14 protein-coding genes are annotated in these 15,431 nt (G+C 72.1%); 5 read left to right on the forward strand and 9 right to left on the reverse strand.

The features are described from left to right. Nucleotides 1-149: 149 nt before the first annotated feature. Together CLT68_RS29305 and CLT68_RS29310 are read left to right on the forward strand one after the other, a co-directional pair. Nucleotides 150-866 carry a maleylpyruvate isomerase family mycothiol-dependent enzyme gene (locus CLT68_RS29305; protein ID WP_099855816.1) on the forward strand — a complete coding sequence of 239 codons (717 nt, stop codon included), beginning with the start codon at nucleotides 150-152 and terminating at the stop codon, nucleotides 864-866. Nucleotides 867-873: 7 nt separating this feature from the next. Further along, nucleotides 874-1,527: an MBL fold metallo-hydrolase gene (locus CLT68_RS29310; RefSeq protein ID WP_099855818.1), complete on the forward strand. Its 654-nt coding sequence runs from the start codon at nucleotides 874-876 to the stop codon at nucleotides 1,525-1,527. Between the two features lie 190 nt (nucleotides 1,528-1,717). Here the strand turns inward: CLT68_RS29310 and CLT68_RS29315 are convergent, their stop codons facing one another. Together CLT68_RS29315 and CLT68_RS29320 are read right to left on the reverse strand one after the other, a co-directional pair. After that, nucleotides 1,718-2,326 (reverse strand): DedA family protein, encoded by a 609-nt coding sequence (locus CLT68_RS29315; protein ID WP_099855820.1) that lies wholly within the window; start codon nucleotides 2,324-2,326, stop codon nucleotides 1,718-1,720. 102 nt (nucleotides 2,327-2,428) lie between these two features. Continuing rightward, the gene (locus tag CLT68_RS29320; RefSeq protein WP_406083423.1) at nucleotides 2,429-3,112 is read right to left on the reverse strand and encodes a class I SAM-dependent methyltransferase; all 684 of its coding nucleotides are present in this window, start codon (nucleotides 3,110-3,112) and stop codon (nucleotides 2,429-2,431) included. A gap of 193 nt (nucleotides 3,113-3,305) precedes the next feature. Between CLT68_RS29320 and CLT68_RS29325 the strand changes: the two genes are divergently transcribed. Further along, entirely contained in the window at nucleotides 3,306-3,509 is a 204-nt protein-coding gene (locus CLT68_RS29325) for a cold-shock protein (RefSeq protein WP_007462771.1), read from the forward strand. A 48-nt stretch (nucleotides 3,510-3,557) separates the two neighbouring features. Here the strand turns inward: CLT68_RS29325 and CLT68_RS29330 are convergent, their stop codons facing one another. The 5 genes from CLT68_RS29330 to CLT68_RS29350 form a co-directional block, all read right to left on the reverse strand. Next, nucleotides 3,558-4,838 (reverse strand): MFS transporter, encoded by a 1,281-nt coding sequence (locus CLT68_RS29330; RefSeq protein ID WP_099855822.1) that lies wholly within the window; start codon nucleotides 4,836-4,838, stop codon nucleotides 3,558-3,560. After that, on the reverse strand, nucleotides 4,835-5,410 hold the full coding sequence (locus tag CLT68_RS29335) for an ArsR/SmtB family transcription factor (RefSeq protein ID WP_099855824.1): 576 nt from the start codon (nucleotides 5,408-5,410) through the stop codon (nucleotides 4,835-4,837). Before CLT68_RS29335 ends, CLT68_RS29330 begins: the two co-directional genes overlap by 4 nt. Nucleotides 5,411-5,518: 108 nt before the next feature. Next, the gene (locus CLT68_RS29340) at nucleotides 5,519-6,388 is read right to left on the reverse strand and encodes a hypothetical protein (RefSeq protein ID WP_099855827.1); all 870 of its coding nucleotides are present in this window, start codon (nucleotides 6,386-6,388) and stop codon (nucleotides 5,519-5,521) included. A gap of 159 nt (nucleotides 6,389-6,547) precedes the next feature. Beyond that, nucleotides 6,548-8,224 (reverse strand): CocE/NonD family hydrolase, encoded by a 1,677-nt coding sequence (locus tag CLT68_RS29345; protein WP_099855829.1) that lies wholly within the window; start codon nucleotides 8,222-8,224, stop codon nucleotides 6,548-6,550. Between the two features lie 3 nt (nucleotides 8,225-8,227). Next, nucleotides 8,228-8,743: a MarR family transcriptional regulator gene (locus CLT68_RS29350; protein WP_099855832.1), complete on the reverse strand. Its 516-nt coding sequence runs from the start codon at nucleotides 8,741-8,743 to the stop codon at nucleotides 8,228-8,230. A 124-nt stretch (nucleotides 8,744-8,867) separates the two neighbouring features. On the opposite strand from CLT68_RS29350, the gene CLT68_RS29355 reads away from it, so the two are divergent. Further along, complete coding sequence (locus tag CLT68_RS29355) at nucleotides 8,868-10,991, forward strand: efflux RND transporter permease subunit (protein ID WP_099855834.1); 2,124 nt, start codon at nucleotides 8,868-8,870, stop codon at nucleotides 10,989-10,991. Between the two features lie 43 nt (nucleotides 10,992-11,034). Here CLT68_RS29355 and CLT68_RS29360 read toward each other — a convergent pair whose 3' ends face one another. Then, complete coding sequence (locus tag CLT68_RS29360) at nucleotides 11,035-11,916, reverse strand: lytic transglycosylase domain-containing protein (RefSeq protein ID WP_099855837.1); 882 nt, start codon at nucleotides 11,914-11,916, stop codon at nucleotides 11,035-11,037. Between the two features lie 35 nt (nucleotides 11,917-11,951). Continuing rightward, nucleotides 11,952-13,370, reverse strand: a complete 1,419-nt coding sequence (locus tag CLT68_RS29365) for a DedA family protein (RefSeq protein ID WP_099855839.1) — start codon at nucleotides 13,368-13,370, stop codon at nucleotides 11,952-11,954. Nucleotides 13,371-13,503: 133 nt separating this feature from the next. Between CLT68_RS29365 and typA the strand changes: the two genes are divergently transcribed. Next, complete coding sequence (typA, locus tag CLT68_RS29370; protein ID WP_088949273.1) at nucleotides 13,504-15,372, forward strand: translational GTPase TypA; 1,869 nt, start codon at nucleotides 13,504-13,506, stop codon at nucleotides 15,370-15,372. The last annotated feature ends 59 nt before the right edge of the window (nucleotides 15,373-15,431 follow it).

The following is a 15,431-nucleotide window of genomic DNA, read 5'->3' on the forward strand; positions in this document are numbered from 1 at the left end:
GGCGGAACACGCGTGCCACGTCCGGCATGATCAACCACCTCCGTCCGATGTCCCGGTGCCGCGTCTGCCGCTGACGGTAGGTCGCGCGCCGACGCGCCGAAAGCGATTTCCCCGGCGACGTCTTGACGGCGGACCGCTAGGGTCGACGGGTGACCACGGACCCGCTGCTGCTGATGGGCGAGGTGGACGCGGCCACCAGCCGACTTCTGCGTACCGCCGCTTCTTTCGACGCCGCGGACCTGGCGGCCCCGTCGCTGCTCCCGGGCTGGACGCGCGGCCATGTGCTGGCGCACGTGGCCCGCAACGCCGATGGTTTCGTCAACCTGCTCACCGCGGCCCGCACCGGGCAGGCGCTGCCGATGTACTCGTCGTTGGCGGCCCGCACCGCGGACATCGACGCCGGCTCGGGCCGCCCGCCCGCCGAGCACCTGGACGACCTTCGCCGCACCGCCGACCTGTTCGCCGAGGCGGTCGAGGCGATGCCCGCCGAGGCGTGGGCGGCGACGGTGCAGGCGCGTAAGGGCCCGTGGCCGGCCGCGCTGCTCGTCTGGGGCCGGCTGCGGGAGATCGAGGTGCACCACCTCGACCTGGCCGCCGACTACCGACCCGCCGACTGGTCGGAGACGTTCGCACACCGACTGCTGCGCGAGGCTGCGAGCCATCACGCCACCGGGCCGACACCGCCGTCGATGGTGCTCCGCCTGGACGGGAGCGAGCACGACGTGGTGCTCGGCGACCGGGACGGCGCCCCGATCGTCACCGGTCCTGTTTTCGACCTCGCCGCCTGGCTGATCGGCCGCGCCGACGGCGAACCGCTCTCCGTCACGCCCGACGGTCCCCTACCTACTCCACCGGAATGGATCTAGAAACGTCATGACATACAGCGGAGACGTCACGCACGGCGGAGCGCCGGCGGTACGGGAGCTGGACGGGCTCACCATCAGCAAGTTGTCCGTGGGCCCGATGGACAACAACGCCTACCTGCTGCGCTGCACGGGCACCGGTGACCAGGTGCTGATCGACGCCGCCAACGAGGCGCCCCGGCTGCTGGAGCTGATCGGCGACGGTGGCCTCACCGCCGTGGTGACGACCCACCAGCACATGGATCACTGGGTGGCGCTGGAGGAGGTGGTCGCCAAGACCGGCGCCCGGGCGCTGGTGCACGCCGACGACGCCGCCGGGCTGCCGATCGAGGCGGAGAGTCTGGCCGAGGGCGACACCGTGGCGGTGGGTGACTGCGCGCTGGAGGTCATCCACATCAAGGGGCACACCCCGGGGTCGATCGCGTTGCTCTACCGCGACCCGGCCGGCACCCCGCACCTCTTCACCGGGGACAGCCTTTTCCCAGGTGGCGTGGGCAACACCGACAAGGACCCGGAGCGCTTCGCCGCGCTGATCGACGACGTCGAGCACAAGCTGTTCGACCAACTGCCGGACGACACGTGGTTCTACCCCGGCCATGGCAGCGACAGCACCCTGGGAGCCGAACGCCCAGCCCTCCCCCAGTGGAAAGCAAGAGGCTGGTAACCCGAAAAACAGAAGACCCAACGTCGCCCAGGAACCGCCAAGATCATTCAACCCCCGGCGGGCAAGGCACGAACGCACGAGCCGAAGCCACAACGGGGGCGGGGCCTGCCGTGCCCGGCGCAGGGATCAAGCCTGACCGCCCGGAGCCGGGCACGGCAGGCCCCGCCCCCACACCGCAACCTTGGAAAGCTCAACCAGTCACAGCGAACAACCGCCGCCGCGCCCCCAGCAGCACGACGGAAGCCAACACCACCCCGACCCCCATGGTGACCAGCAGCGGGCTGGGGTCCCCCGGGAGCAGCCCGGCCAGCGACCGCGACGCGGTGCCCAGCGCGAGGTAGAGACCGGCCCAGGCGGTCGCGCCGATCGCGGCGCAACCGAGGAATCGACCGTACGACATGCGCAGCCCACCGGCGGCCAGCGGAAGCAGCGCGTTGAACACGGGCAGGAACGGCGCGACGACCATCATCCGACCGCCACCGCGACGCAGGATGCCCTCCGCTGCCGTCCAGCGCGCCTCGCCGATCCAGCCGCCGATCCGGCTGTGCCGCAGTTGCTCGGCGTAGCGGCGGCCGACGAGGAAGCTCAGCGACCAGCCGGCCAGGCAGCCGACCAGGACCGCGGCGAACGTGGCCAGCCCGGTGGTCGGGCGTCCCACCCCGACGGCGGCCAGGATCGCCACGTCGCCGGGGATCAGGACACCCAGCAGGGGTACGGCGTCGAAGAGCATGACGAGCCCGAGCGCACCCATCAGCAGCAGAACGGGCAGTTCACCGATCTGTGCCAGCCATTGCGTCATGCCTCGTACGCTATGGCCGCGGCACCACTTCGGACATCCGGTTACAGCCCCCAGGCACCCCTGGTATCGGTCTCGGGGTCGCCCCTGAGCCGGCGTCCGCACTCAGGCGGGTCGCAGCACCTGCACCCGGCGTAGCGACGAGTCGACCGACGGTTCGGTGGTGGGCACCGGATAGTCGGCCAGCACGGTCAGGCGGTCCGTCGGCAGGTGGCCCCGACCCGGGTCTCCGACCAGCACGTCGGCACCCGCGGCGGCGGCTCTCTGGAGGAACGGCAGCATCCGGTCGGCCATCTCGCGGTCGTAGAAGACGTCGCCGGCGACCACCAGGTCGGCTTCCGGGTCGGCGCTGTCGAGCAGGTCGTCCCCGACGGCGTCGACGGCGACCCGGTTGACGCGCGCGTTGAGCGTGACAGCGGCGACGGCGTACGGGTCGATGTCGTTGGCGGTCACCTGCGTTGCGCCGGCCAGCGCGGCGGCGATGGCGACCAGTCCCGACCCGGCGGCGAGGTCGAGCACCCGGCGGCCGGCGGCCAGCTCAGGGTGGTCCAGGAGGTGACGGGCCAGCGCCTGGCCTCCAGCCCAGGCGGACGCCCAGTACGGCGCGGGCAGGGCGTGGCCCGCGGCGGCTTCCATTCGGGCCCACCAGACGATCGCGTCCTCGGCCAGATGCAACCGCACCTCGGGCACGAACGGGGTGGGGACCAACCGGAGCCGGTCCAGGCCGGCGCCGGGCGCGTCGATTTCGCGTTCCAGCTCGGTCAGCGCGTCGGCTGCGGCACCTGTCATCGGCGCAAGCATGCCCCAGCGGCGGGTGTTCGGGGCGGGTTTCACATGCCGCCGCGCAGAGTTCACCCGACTTCACACAAAGACCTACGGCACTTCGGCCAGCGGATCGGGGTTTTGCCCGTTACTGTCGAACAGGTACGGGCGATCATCGGCCAGAGGCCGAGGGTCAGCCGCTTTGAACAGGGAGAGATGCATGGCAACCGGCACGGTTAAGTGGTTCAACTCGGAAAAGGGCTTTGGCTTCATCGAGCAGGATGGCGGAGGGCCGGACGTGTTCGTCCACTACTCCGCGATCGCTTCGAGCGGCTACCGGGAGCTCAACGAGGGCCAGAAGGTCGAGTTCGAGGTGACCCAGGGGCAGAAGGGTCCGCAGGCGGACAACGTCCGCCCGATGTAGCTCCGTGCCGGTGACGGCGGCCGGTCTCCGGCCGCCGTCGCAGCGCACTCAAGACGCCGCCGGGGCGGCGGGCAGGTCCCGCCGCCTCCGGATTGGCCCGATCAACAGAATCAACGGGGTGAGCGCCAACCAGGCGGTCATCACGAATATTGCTGTCGCGACGCCGTAGCGCGCGCCGATCGCACCGGCCAGCAGGGCCGCCAGCGGGATCGTTCCGTAGTTGAGCAGATGCATGCTCACCGTCACCCTGCCCAGCAGGTGGTGCGGCGTGTAGGTCTGCCGGAAGGCACCCTTGACGACGTTGCCGATGGCCACGCCGAGGCCGATCAGCAGACCTCCGAGGGCTGGCCAGGCCAGCCCGATGCCGGGTGCGGCGAGCGGGATGAGCAGAGCCGGCGGGCCGGTGAACGCCGCCCCGATCAGCAGCGCCCGCGCGGTGCCGCAGCGCCGGCCCAGCGTGGTGGCGAGCAACGCCCCGATGATCCCTCCGGCGCTCATCACGGCGATCAGGACGCCCACCAGGCCCGGTTCGAGACGCAACTCACGGACCAGGAAGACCACCAGGACGGCCTGGTAGCCGGTCAGCCCGATGTTGCTGGCCGCGCCGAAGACCGTCAGCACCCGCAGGTACGGGTCTCGGGCGACGAAGCGCAGCCCCTCGGCGATGTCGCGGCGCAGTGACCGGGACTGGTCCACTCGGCGAACGCGCGGTTCGACGGTGCGGATCCGCAGCAGGCACACCGCGGAAACCAGGAAGCTGATCGCGTCCAGCAGCAGAGCGGTGACCGCACCGATGACCTGGGCGATCAGACCGGCGACGCCGGGGCCGACGACATAGCTCGCGGTCTGGGCGGCGTGCAGCTTCGCGTTGCCCTCCGGCAGTTGCTCGGGTCGCAGCAGCACCGGCAGGTACACCTGGTCGGCTGTTTCGAAGAAGACCCGGGCGACGCCGGCGCTGAGCGCCACCAGGAGCAGGTGCCAGACGGTGAGCCGGTCGAGTGCGGCGGCGAGCGGCACGCTGAGGAAGAGCAGCGCGCGGAACAGGTCGCACGCCACCATCACGGGTCGGCGGGGCAGCCGGTCCACCCACGCGCCGGCCGGCAGGCCGATCAGCAGCCAGGGCAGCCAGGCCGCGGCGGTGAGCACCGCCACCTGGAAGGTGCCGGCGTCCAGGACGGCGACCGCGACCAGCGGAAGCGCGACAGTGGTGACGTTGCTGCCGATGCTGCTGACCGTCTGGCCGGTCCAGAGCAGCCGGAAGTCGCGGTGCCGCAGCAGCCCGCCGGCCTGGCGCACGGGGGTCGGGTCGCTGCGGGTGGCGGCGGTCACGGTCGCGCCGGCACGCCGTGGACGAACACGAAGACCGGTCGGCGCTCGGCGTCGTCGTCGGGCAGGTCCCGGTTGGCCCAGCGCGAGAGGACGCCGATCATCTCGCGGCTCAGCTCGGCCAGTTCCTCAGGCGTGAGGCGCAGCCAGTGGTCCGTGGAGAACGCGGCGTCGTGCCAGGATGCCTGCTCGGCCTCGTCGGCGGCGTGCCATGCGCGGGCCAGTGCGACGTGCCGGTCGAGGTTGAGCGAGGTGGCCGCGTCGGCGACCGCCCGGGCGGCCGGGTCGGCGTCGAAGTCGGTGTTGGACCAGCGCAGCCCGCGGGTGACCAGCCGCCACCACCGTTCGCGCCGGTCGCGGGCCAGCTCGGGGGCCTCGGTGACCAGGTCCGCGGCGGCGAGGACCTTGAGGTGGTGGCTGACGTTCGCCGGCGCCTGGTCGGTGCGTTCGGCGAGCAGTCCGACGGTCGAGGGCCCGTGCACCTTGAGCACGTCCATCAGGCGGCGTCGCAGCGGGTGGGCCATGGCGGCCAGCACCCGCGAGTCGGTGATCTGGCGTACGGCGGGTGTCTCCATACCGCCACGATGCCATCCGCAACAGCTGTTGCGCAATGCTTATTGCCCAACAGTTGTTGCGGAGTGGAACGCTGGGGGGCGGCCCGGTGGGGGCGGGCCGCCCCTCGCTCAGGCGACGAGCCGGCGGGCCAACTCGTCGGCGACCTGCTTGGCCATGGCGGGCGGGATCGCGGCGGCGATCTTCTCCGGCGTCAGCCCGGCCAGCACGCCGGCGATGATTGCCTGCTCGTCCCGATCCCCGGCCGGCCGGTCAGCCGCCGCGGCGATGACCGCGATGGGCGAGCCTGGCGCCGGGGCACCGACCACACCGGGCGAGCCGGGCGCCGACACGAGCCAGTTCCGCAGGTTCGACAGGTCGGCCAGAACGTCGTCGACGGTGCGCTGCGGGCGGCCGGTGTCGCGCTGGATCTTGTCGGTGAGTTCCATCTCAGTCTCCTCCGTCAACGGTGGTGTGGCGATTAGGCCGATGGTGGTGAGGTAGCGGCGAAACAATGGCCGCTGGTCGCGGCCCGCCTTGATGGCGTCACGAAAGAAGCTGAAGTGGGTGTGCCAGCGGTGCGAGCTGTCGCCGCTGCTGCGTTTGCCGAGGCGGTCCCACCGCTTCACCGTGCTGCCGTCGAGGCTGTAGATGATCTCGCGGATGTCCCGGGTGTCGGCGGCGTTCGCGGCGCACTGGGCCACGCACCAGGCCGAGAAGCTGGCCAGGGTGTGCGTACGGCCACCGGAGCGGACCTCGAACTGACCGACGTCCAACGCCGCCGCGTCGAGGGTCAGTCCGGCCCGGTCCCGGGATGACTCGACCACCGAGTAGTCGTTCTTGACCACCCGGTCGGATCCGCAGTGGTAACCGCCGCGGTGGGCCGGGTCGCCGACGATGCCGACCTCCGCCGGATCCAGGTCGTCCGGGCCGGGGGCGTTGTCGAGGTGAGTGAGGAGCAGGCTTCGAAGGGCCAACAGATTAGCCGGGGCCCGGGTCATGGGGTCCCCCTCTCAGATGGGGCGGGGACCGGGCACGACGTCACACCGCGTACGCGGTGCTGGGCTTTGGACGAGCCCGGTCTGCTGATGCACGGCGCCGGGCGTTGACACAACCATAGCCCGTGTTTCCGGTAAATGCCCAGCTCAGAGGGGCTCTGTTCAGATTGGAGGTTGCACCGGGGCAGAGTGGACGATCGGCAACAGCACCGCTGAGGGGTGAGTCGGGTCATGCAGAACCTGCCGCCAGCCGGCACGCAGCGTAACCGCCGTGCCGAGGGGTTCCCCGGTGCCGGGGTTGCGCGCCCAGCGCGGATGGGCTCCACCGCTGACCTGCACCCGCAGCCGGTGCCCGGCGGCGAACCGGTACGCGGTCGGCCAGAGCGGTACCGGGACCCGCAGCGCCCCGCAGGGGTCGGCCGGGAAGCGGTCGGGCGTCACCCGCACCAGACCGTCGCACACGTTCCACGAGCGGCCCCGGCGGTCCACGTCGCACAGTCGCACGAAGACGTCCAGGTAGGGCAGTTCACTGCGGACGTGGATCTCGGCGCGTACCGGGCCGATCACCTCGACCGGCCCGGTCAGCGGGGCACTGGTGTAGGTCAGCACGTCGGGGCGGGCCTCGACGGGCCGGTTGTCCACCGGGCCGGCCCGCTGGGCGACGAGCAGTGGCCCGCCCAGCGACGGGGTGGGGTCGGCCGGGTCGTAGCGGAACTCGTCGGGCGGCGAGGTCACCGGCGGGCGCACCGCCAGCTCACCATCCGGATGCAGGTGCCAGGGGGTCTCGACCGCCGGTGGTGGCCAGGCCGGCAGGTCCCGCCAGCCGCCGCCGGGACCGCTCACGTGCAGCCGTACCGGGGGTTTCCGGAGCGGGTGTTCGTCCGCCGGTGGCGTGGCCGTGAGGTGCTCGTCGAGCCAGGCCAGCCCCTCGCTCAGGGCGGCCACGAACAGGCCGGGGCTGCCGTGCGTCCAGGGGCCGATCACCAGTCGCGGCTGGGCGCCGGCGGCGCGCAGGGTGGCGTGGTCGTCGAGCTGGGCGGGCAGGAAGATGTCGTGCCAACCGGTGACCATGACCACCGGCGCGCGCACCCGGGCCACCCGGTCGGCGAAGACCCTGGTCCGCCAGTAGACGGCGTCCGGGCTGTGGTGACGCAGCCACTCCTGGAAGAAGGGGATGGTCACGCCGGTGGCGACCCGGTCGGCGTCCACGAGCGGCAGGTGCCGCAGCGCGGCAGCCAGCCGGGGCTGCCCGCGCTTGAGCTCCCACTGCCGGGCCAGCCACGGCACGGTCTGCGCGTGCAGCAGCTCCGCCCAGGTCAGCACGGTGTCCAGGGCGAAGGACTCCCCCGCGTACGTCGAGTCGCGGGTGGCCGAGGCGGTCACCACCGCGACCATCGCGCGCAGCTCCTCGCCAGCGTCGGCGGCCAGCGCCCACTGCGCGAAGCCCTGGTAGCTGACCCCGAACATGCCGAGCCGGCCGACCCACCAGGGCTGGCGGCGCAGCCAGTCAAGGGTGTCCAACCCGTCGTCGCGCTCGTGCACGAGCGGGGCGAAGGTCCCACCGGAGCCGTCGGTGCCCCGGCAGGACTGGATCACCGCGTGCCGGCCCCGCGCGGCGAGCAGCCGGCCGAGCAGCCGCAGTGGGCCGCCCCGCCCGTACGGGGTGCGGATCAGCACGGTCGGCGCATCCCGGACTGCCGGGGCGTAGTGGTCGGTGCGCAGCACCACGCCGTCGCGGGTCCGGACCGGGATGTCGCGGGTGACCCGCACCGAACCGGGCCGGATCGGTGGCAGCCGCAGCGCTGCGGCGGCGAGGCGGGCGGCGAGCCGGTCCGGCACCGGTCAGGCCGTCGGGCGGCGGGGCGACTCGGGCCGGGCGGCGCGGACCGAGTCGCGGTGGCCCCGCAGAGACTCGCTCATCTCCGCCACGAACCGCTGCACGATCTCCAGCTCGTCCTCGCTGAAGCGGGCCATCACCGCGTCGGTGCGGGCACCCAGCGGCCGGAAGAACTGCATGGCCAGGGCGGCGCCCTGGTCGGCGTAGTGCAGCAGCACCTTGCGCCGGTCGACGGTGTCGCGGTCGCGGCGGATGTGGCCGGCCCGCTCAAGTCGGTCGATCAGGGCGGTGACCGAGCCGGAGGAGAGGTTGAGTCGCTCACCGAGACGGCCGGGGGTGATCGGGTCCCCGAGCAGCTCGGCGTCCATCACAGCGATCAAGGCCTGTAGGTCGGTCGGGTTGAGGCCGTGCAGGTTGGCGAAGGCGTGGCCGACCTGTTGGGCGTCGGCCGCGTACCGCCGGAGGTTGTTGGTGATCTCCGCGGCCAGCTGCTCGCGGCGCGTGTCGCGCCGTCGGTACATGCCGTGAGTCGCCACCTCGCGCCGCTTCTCCCTGTCGTCGGTCTCTCGGGTTGCAGCATAGAACAGCGGTCGATAATCTCGAAAGTCAAGATACTCGGCTTTCGAAGGACCCTGAGGTCACCTGATGTCTGTGTTCACCAGAGTCGCCCGCGGCCGGCTGGCCGCCTGGCTCACCGTGGCCGCGGCGATCGTCGTCGCCGCGGCCGTCTTCGGAACACCCCAGCCGGACAACCCGGCACCGGTCTCCGCCACCGGCCTGTCGGTGGAGTGGCAGTCGACCCAGGTGCAGCGCCTACAGGACCAGCTGCCGTCCAGCGAGGTGCAACCGGCGATCGTGGTGGTCAGCCGAGGCGACCGGGGCGCGCTGAGCGACGCCGACCGGGCCAGCGTCGACGCCCGCGCCGGCGATCTGCGCCGCTTCGCGGTGGGCGGGCAGATCAGCCCCGCACAGGTCTCCCCGGACGGCACGGTGGCCCTCATCGCCATCCCGATCGACACCGCCGGCGGGCAGGAGGCCGTCACCGAGACGGTGACCCAGCTGCGCACCGCCCTGGCGGACCTGCCCGGGCTGACCGCCGAGGTGACCGGCTCCCCCGCCTTCACCGCCGACCTCTCCTCGGTGTTCGACGGCGCCGACATCACCCTGCTCGCGGTAACCGCGGCCGTCGTGGCGCTGCTGCTGCTGATCACCTATCGCAGCCCGTTCCTGTGGATCGTGCCGCTGGCCGTGGTCGCGGCGACCGAGCAGCTCACCCTGCGCGCGGTGGACACCATCGTCCCGGCCGTCGGCATCAACCTCCAGCAGGGCCAGGTCACCGGCATCGCCAGTGTGCTGGTCTTCGGCGCCGCCACCGACTACGCCCTGCTGCTCATCGCCCGCTACCGGGAGGAGCTGCGGCGCGAGGAGGACCGGTTCGCGGCGATGCGCGCCGCGCTGCGCCGCACCGCCGAGCCCATCCTCGCCAGCGGCGGCACCGTGATCCTCGGTGTCCTCACCCTGCTGCTCAGCGAGCAGGAGACCAACCGGGCGCTGGCGGTGGCCTGCGCCACCGGTGTGGTCTTCGCCATGCTCTCGGCCCTGTTCGTGCTCCCCGCCGTCCTGGTGCTCTTCGGTCGGGGTCTGTTCTGGCCGTTCGTGCCCCGTGTCGGTGGCCCGGTCCGTGAGGGACGGCTCTGGGGCCGGCTCGGCGCCGCCGTGGAACGCCGCCCGGTGGTGGTCGCGGTGCTGGCCACCCTGCTGCTCGGCGGTCTGGCGCTGGGTGGGCTCGGGATCCGCACCGGCCTGTCCGAGACCGAGCAGTTCCGGGCCGAGCCCGAGGCGGTGACCGGGGCGCAGACCCTCGCGAGGGCCTTCCCCGCCGGCAGCACCCAGCCGGTGGCCGTGCTCACCACCCCGGCGGCGGTGCGGGCCGTCACCGACGCCGCCACCGCCGTGCCCGGTGTGGCCTCGGCGCGCCCCGGTGACGCCGGTGACGCCGTGGCCCAGGTCGACGTGGTCCTGGAAGCCGAGCCCGGCACGACCGCCTCGGACCGCGCGATCGAGGCGCTGCGCGAGGCCGTCGCCGCCGTTCCCGACTCCGCTCCCCCGGCCGCCGCCGGCGCCGACGCGCCGTCCGGGGCGATCGTCGGTGGCTCCGTGGCCGCCACGTACGACTCCGACGAGGCCAACGACCGCGACCTGCGACTGATCCTGCCGATCATCCTGTTGCTGGTCGGCGCCGTGCTCGTGCTGCTGCTGCGCGGCCTGCTCGCACCGCTGCTGCTGGTGCTCACCGTGATCGCGTCGTTCTTCGCGAGCCTCGGCGCGGCGTGGCTGCTCTTCGACCACGTGCTGGGTTTCCCCGCCCTGGACAGCGGCGTGCTGCTGCTCGCCTTCGTGTTCCTGGTGGCGCTGGGGGTGGACTACAACATCTTCCTGGTCACCCGGGCCCGGGAGGACGCCCGCAGCGCGGGCACCCGCGACGGCATGCTCTCCGCCCTGCGGGTCACCGGCGGAGTGATCACCAGCGCCGGGGTGCTGCTCGCCGCGGTCTTCGCGGTGCTCGGCGTGCTGCCGCTGATCACACTGACCCAGATCGGCATCATCGTCTGCATCGGCGTCCTGCTGGACACCCTGCTGGTGCGCACGGTCCTGGTGCCGGCGCTGGCGTTCATGCTGGGTGAGCGCTTCTGGTGGCCCGGGCGGATCACCCGCGACCGCCCGGAGGACATCCCGGCGTCGCCGGAGCCGGTCGCCGCCCGCGACTGACCGATAGGGGGCCGTGGCGACACCGTCACGGCCCCCGTCGAGGTCAGTAGTCCAGGCAGACGCACTCGGTCATCAGCGCCCGCACGTTGCGCACGTACGACGGGTTGGGGATGGCCAGGGGCTTGCCCTCCTGCGCCACCGCACCGTGCCCGTAGTTGTACGAGGCGATGACCGCGTTGAGCAGGCAGGAGTTCAGCTCGGCGGTGCACAGGGCCGGATCGAGGCGGTAGTCGGCTTCGAAGTACATGTCGCCGATGTACTTCGTCGCCCAGGCCAGGTAGGTGGCGCCGAGGTAGGCGTTGTCCCGGTAGTCGTGGATCTCGTAGCTCTTCTCGAACCGCTGGTTCATCCAGGTCGCGGTGCCCGGCATCACCTGCATCAGCCCGACACCGCCGTCGCAGGCGTAGATGTTGGACTGCCAGCCGCTCTCCTGCCAGGCGGTGGCCTTGAGCAGGGTGAGCGGGACCTTGATTTTCGGCGCGGAGGTCGGCCAGTAGGTGCGCGCGGCCGCGTCGGTCAGCGCCGCCTTCGCCTCGGCCCGGGTCGCCTGGGTGCCCTTGTACGTCGGCTTGCACGAACTCGGTGCGGGCTTCGGCGGGGCCGGCGGGACCTGCGTCTCGGTGGGCGGCTTCGCCACGGCGAGTGGCTTCGGCGCCGTGCGGGTCGGCTTCTTCGTCGGCTTCTTCGTCGGCGTCGGCGTCGCGCTGAGGCTCGGCGCGGCACCCATCGACTCCAGGGCGCTCACCGACGGGCTCGGCTCCCCGGTGGGCTCGTCGGCGGGGGCGTCCGTCGGCGCGTCGGTGACCGCCACCGGGGCGGCCAGGTCCTGCGGGCTCTCCCCCTTGGTGGCGCAGCCGACCAGCGTGCTCGCCAACAGGAACCCGGCGAGCACCGCGGTGCCCAACCGTCTCGTCCGTCGAACCATGCCCTTGCCTCCCCCGATGTGATCCTCGCCGCACCCTAGCAAGGTTCAACTGGGCGGCGATGCCCCTGCGACGGCGGCCGGGCAGGTTCCACCGGCTGCTCCAGATCCCCCACCGCCCGGTCCCGGGTGGCCCACGCCACCACGAAGACCACCGTCCAGAGCACCCCGAGCAGCACCGCCGCGGCGGTGCTGCTCGCCGTGTCCAGACCGAGGTAGAGCCGTGCGCCGCTGATCCCGAGCACCCCCGCGGCGGCGGCTGTCCAGGCAGCCACCGCCACCGGCCAACGGGAACTGCGGGACACCAGCCAGGCCAGGGTGCACAGGCTCGCCGCGACCACGGCGTTCTGGGTCGGCAGCGGGGCCGAGTCGCCGCCACCCGGCGCGCTGCCGTGCGACCCGGTCAGCTCGGCGACCACGGCCAGCACCACCAGCGGCACGAACGCGCCCACCGTGCCGACGACGCTGAGCAGGTCCGCCCGCCAAGGTCGGTTACGCCACGCCAGCACCGCGGCCACCAACGCCACCAGCACGATCAGCACCGACCCTCGTACCACCGACACCACGACCATCGTGGCGTCGGCCGCGCCGGGGGTGCGCCGGGAGGCGAACCAGCCCGCGATGGCGCCGTCCAGGGCGGCCAACCCGCTGTTGCGGACCGCCACGCCGAGCAGACCCGCGATGGCGAGCCCGGCGACGAAGAGCAGCAGGAGCCCGGCGGCCAGATTGAGCAGCAGCGTCCACCCCCGCCCGATCCGCATGGCCACCAGGAAGAACAGCACCCCGTAGCGGGCCGTGAGCCAGCGCACCGGGGGCAGCGCGCCCGCCCGGGACAGCAGCGCGCGGACCGGGTCGGGATTGCGACCCAGCCACCGGCCGGCGAGCACCACACCCAACAGGCCGGCCAGCAGCACCAGCGCCGCGCCGGTGGCCCGGCCGAGCAGTCGGGAGACCGTGTCGTACGACTCACCGGCGAGGTGACCGAGCAGGATCGAGCCGCCCACCCAGGTCACCACCCCGGCCAGGTTCCACAGGGCGAAACGCCGGTACGGCATGCCGGCCGCACCGGCCAACCGGGGCACCAACGTGCGGGCGAAGGCCACCCATCGGGCCGCGAACACGCCCCGACCACCCAGCCGGGCGAGCATGGCGTCGGCCCGACCCCACCGCTGCGGCCCGACCCGGTGGCCCAGCCCGGCGCGCAGGCGGGGGCCGTAGCGCCGTCCGGCGCGGAAGGCCAGCCCGTCACCGAGGACCGCCGCGGCGATCATCGCGAGCAACGCCGGCGCGAGCCGCAAGGTACCGTTGTAGGTGAGGAAGCCGACGAGCAGCAGGGTAGCCTCACCCGGCACGAGCAGGCCGAAGATCACCGCGGTCTCGCCCGCCACGATCAGCGCGGCGACCAGGTAGATCCACAGGGTGGGCAGACCCTGCACCCAGGTCAGCAGGTCGTGCACTCAGGCCCCCGGGACACGGGAGCCAGCATGCCAGCCGGGGGAACCACCGGCACAGCAGTTTCACCATAGATCAGGGGCACCTGGGGGTGACCCCGACGCAGCCTGCGCGAGCGCAGGCGGAAGGATAGAGGGTATGCAGCTTCGCACCGACCTCCGCAACGTCGCCATCATCGCTCACGTCGACCACGGCAAGACCACCCTGGTCGACGCCATGTTGCGGCAGGCCGGGGCGTACGGCGCCCGGGGCGAGAACACCGAGCGGGTGATGGACTCGGGTGACCTGGAGCGCGAAAAGGGCATCACGATCCTGGCCAAGAACACCGGTGTGCGCTACCTGCCCGCGGACGGCTCCGACCCGGTCACCATCAACATCATCGACACCCCCGGCCACGCCGACTTCGGTGGCGAGGTGGAGCGCGGCCTCACCATGGTCGACGGTGTGGTGCTGCTCGTCGACGCCAGCGAGGGCCCGCTGCCGCAGACCCGCTTCGTGCTGCGCAAGGCGCTGCGGGCCCGGATGCCGATCATCCTGGTGATCAACAAGGTGGACCGGCCGGACGCCCGGATCAAGGAGGTCGTGGACGACACCTACGAGCTCTTCCTCGACCTGGACGCCGACGAGGAGCAGATCGACTTCCCGATCGTCTACGCGTGCGCCCGCGACGGCATCGCCTCGCTGACCCAGCCCGCCGACGGTTCGGTGCCCGACGACAGCACCTCCCTGGAGCCGCTGTTCCGCACCCTGCTCGACACCATCCCGCCGCCCTCGTACGACGAGGGCGCGCCGCTGCAGGCGCACGTCACCAACCTCGACGCCTCGCCGTTCCTCGGCCGGCTGGCGCTGTGCCGGGTCCGCCAGGGCACCATCAACAAGGGTCAGACGGTGACCTGGTGCCGCACCGACGGCAGCACCCAGCGGGTTCGCATCTCCGAGATGCTGATGACCGAGGGCCTGGAGCGCACGTCGGCCGAGACCGCCGGCCCGGGCGACATCATCGCCGTCGCCGGCATCCCGGAGATCATGATCGGTGAGACCCTCGCCGACCTCGAGAACCCGGTCGCGCTGCCGCTGATCACCGTCGACGAGCCGGCCATCTCGATGACCATCGGCACCAACACCTCGCCGCTGGTCGGCCGGGTCAAGGGCGCCAAGGTCACCGCCCGGATGGTCAAGGACCGGCTCGACAAGGAGCTGATCGGCAACGTGTCGCTGCGGGTGCTGCCCACCGAGCGGCCGGACGCCTGGGAGGTGCAGGGCCGCGGTGAGCTGGCGCTGGCCATCCTGGTCGAGCAGATGCGCCGGGAGAACTACGAGCTGACCGTCGGCAAGCCGCAGGTGGTCACCAAGGAGATCGACGGCAAGACCTGCGAGCCGGTCGAGCGGCTGACCATCGACGCCCCGGAGGAATACCTGGGCGCGATCACCCAGCTCCTCGCCACCCGTAAGGGCCGGATGGAGCAGCTGGTCAACCACGGCACCGGCTGGATCCGGATGGAGTGGCTGGTTCCGGCGCGCGGCCTGATCGGCTTCCGCACCGAGTTCCTCACCGACACGCGGGGCACCGGCATCCTGCACCACGTCTTCGAGTCCTACGAGCCGTGGTTCGGCGAGCTGCGCACCCGCAACAACGGCTCCCTGGTCGCCGACCGGGCCGGCGCGGTCACCGCCTTCGCGATGACCAACCTGCAGGAGCGCGGTCAGCTCTTCGTCGACCCGACCACCGAGGTGTACGAGGGCATGATCGTCGGGGAGAACTCCCGCTCCGACGACATGGACGTCAACATCACCAAGGAGAAGAAGCTCACCAACATGCGGCAGTCGACCTCCGACGAGACCGAGAAGCTGGTCCCGCCGCGCAAGCTCTCGCTGGAGCAGGCACTGGAGTTCTGCCGCGAGGACGAGTGCGTCGAGGTCACCCCGGCCACGGTCCGGATCCGCAAGGTGGTGCTCGACCAGCAGCTGCGGGGCCGGGCCACCGCCCGCCGCAAGCACGCCGGCTGACCCCACCAGCACCCGACACCGGGCGCGTCGGCCGCTTGCGGCCGGCGCGCCCGTCGGTT

It is taken from the genome of Micromonospora sp. CNZ299, from assembly GCF_002754415.1.

Coding starts and splice junctions, on each gene's coding strand:
- CLT68_RS29350 (WP_099855832.1), bottom strand. CDS start 8,743: ATGTACCGACGGCGCGACACGCGCCGCGAGCAGCTGGCCGCGGAGATC.
- CLT68_RS29310 (WP_099855818.1), top strand. CDS start 874: ATGACATACAGCGGAGACGTCACGCACGGCGGAGCGCCGGCGGTACGG.
- CLT68_RS29320 (WP_406083423.1), bottom strand. CDS start 3,112: ATGACAGGTGCCGCAGCCGACGCGCTGACCGAGCTGGAACGCGAAATC.
- CLT68_RS29340 (WP_099855827.1), bottom strand. CDS start 6,388: ATGACCCGGGCCCCGGCTAATCTGTTGGCCCTTCGAAGCCTGCTCCTC.
- CLT68_RS29315 (WP_099855820.1), bottom strand. CDS start 2,326: ATGACGCAATGGCTGGCACAGATCGGTGAACTGCCCGTTCTGCTGCTG.
- CLT68_RS29335 (WP_099855824.1), bottom strand. CDS start 5,410: ATGGAGACACCCGCCGTACGCCAGATCACCGACTCGCGGGTGCTGGCC.
- CLT68_RS29360 (WP_099855837.1), bottom strand. CDS start 11,916: ATGGTTCGACGGACGAGACGGTTGGGCACCGCGGTGCTCGCCGGGTTC.
- CLT68_RS29355 (WP_099855834.1), top strand. CDS start 8,868: ATGTCTGTGTTCACCAGAGTCGCCCGCGGCCGGCTGGCCGCCTGGCTC.
- typA (WP_088949273.1), top strand. CDS start 13,504: ATGCAGCTTCGCACCGACCTCCGCAACGTCGCCATCATCGCTCACGTC.
- CLT68_RS29325 (WP_007462771.1), top strand. CDS start 3,306: ATGGCAACCGGCACGGTTAAGTGGTTCAACTCGGAAAAGGGCTTTGGC.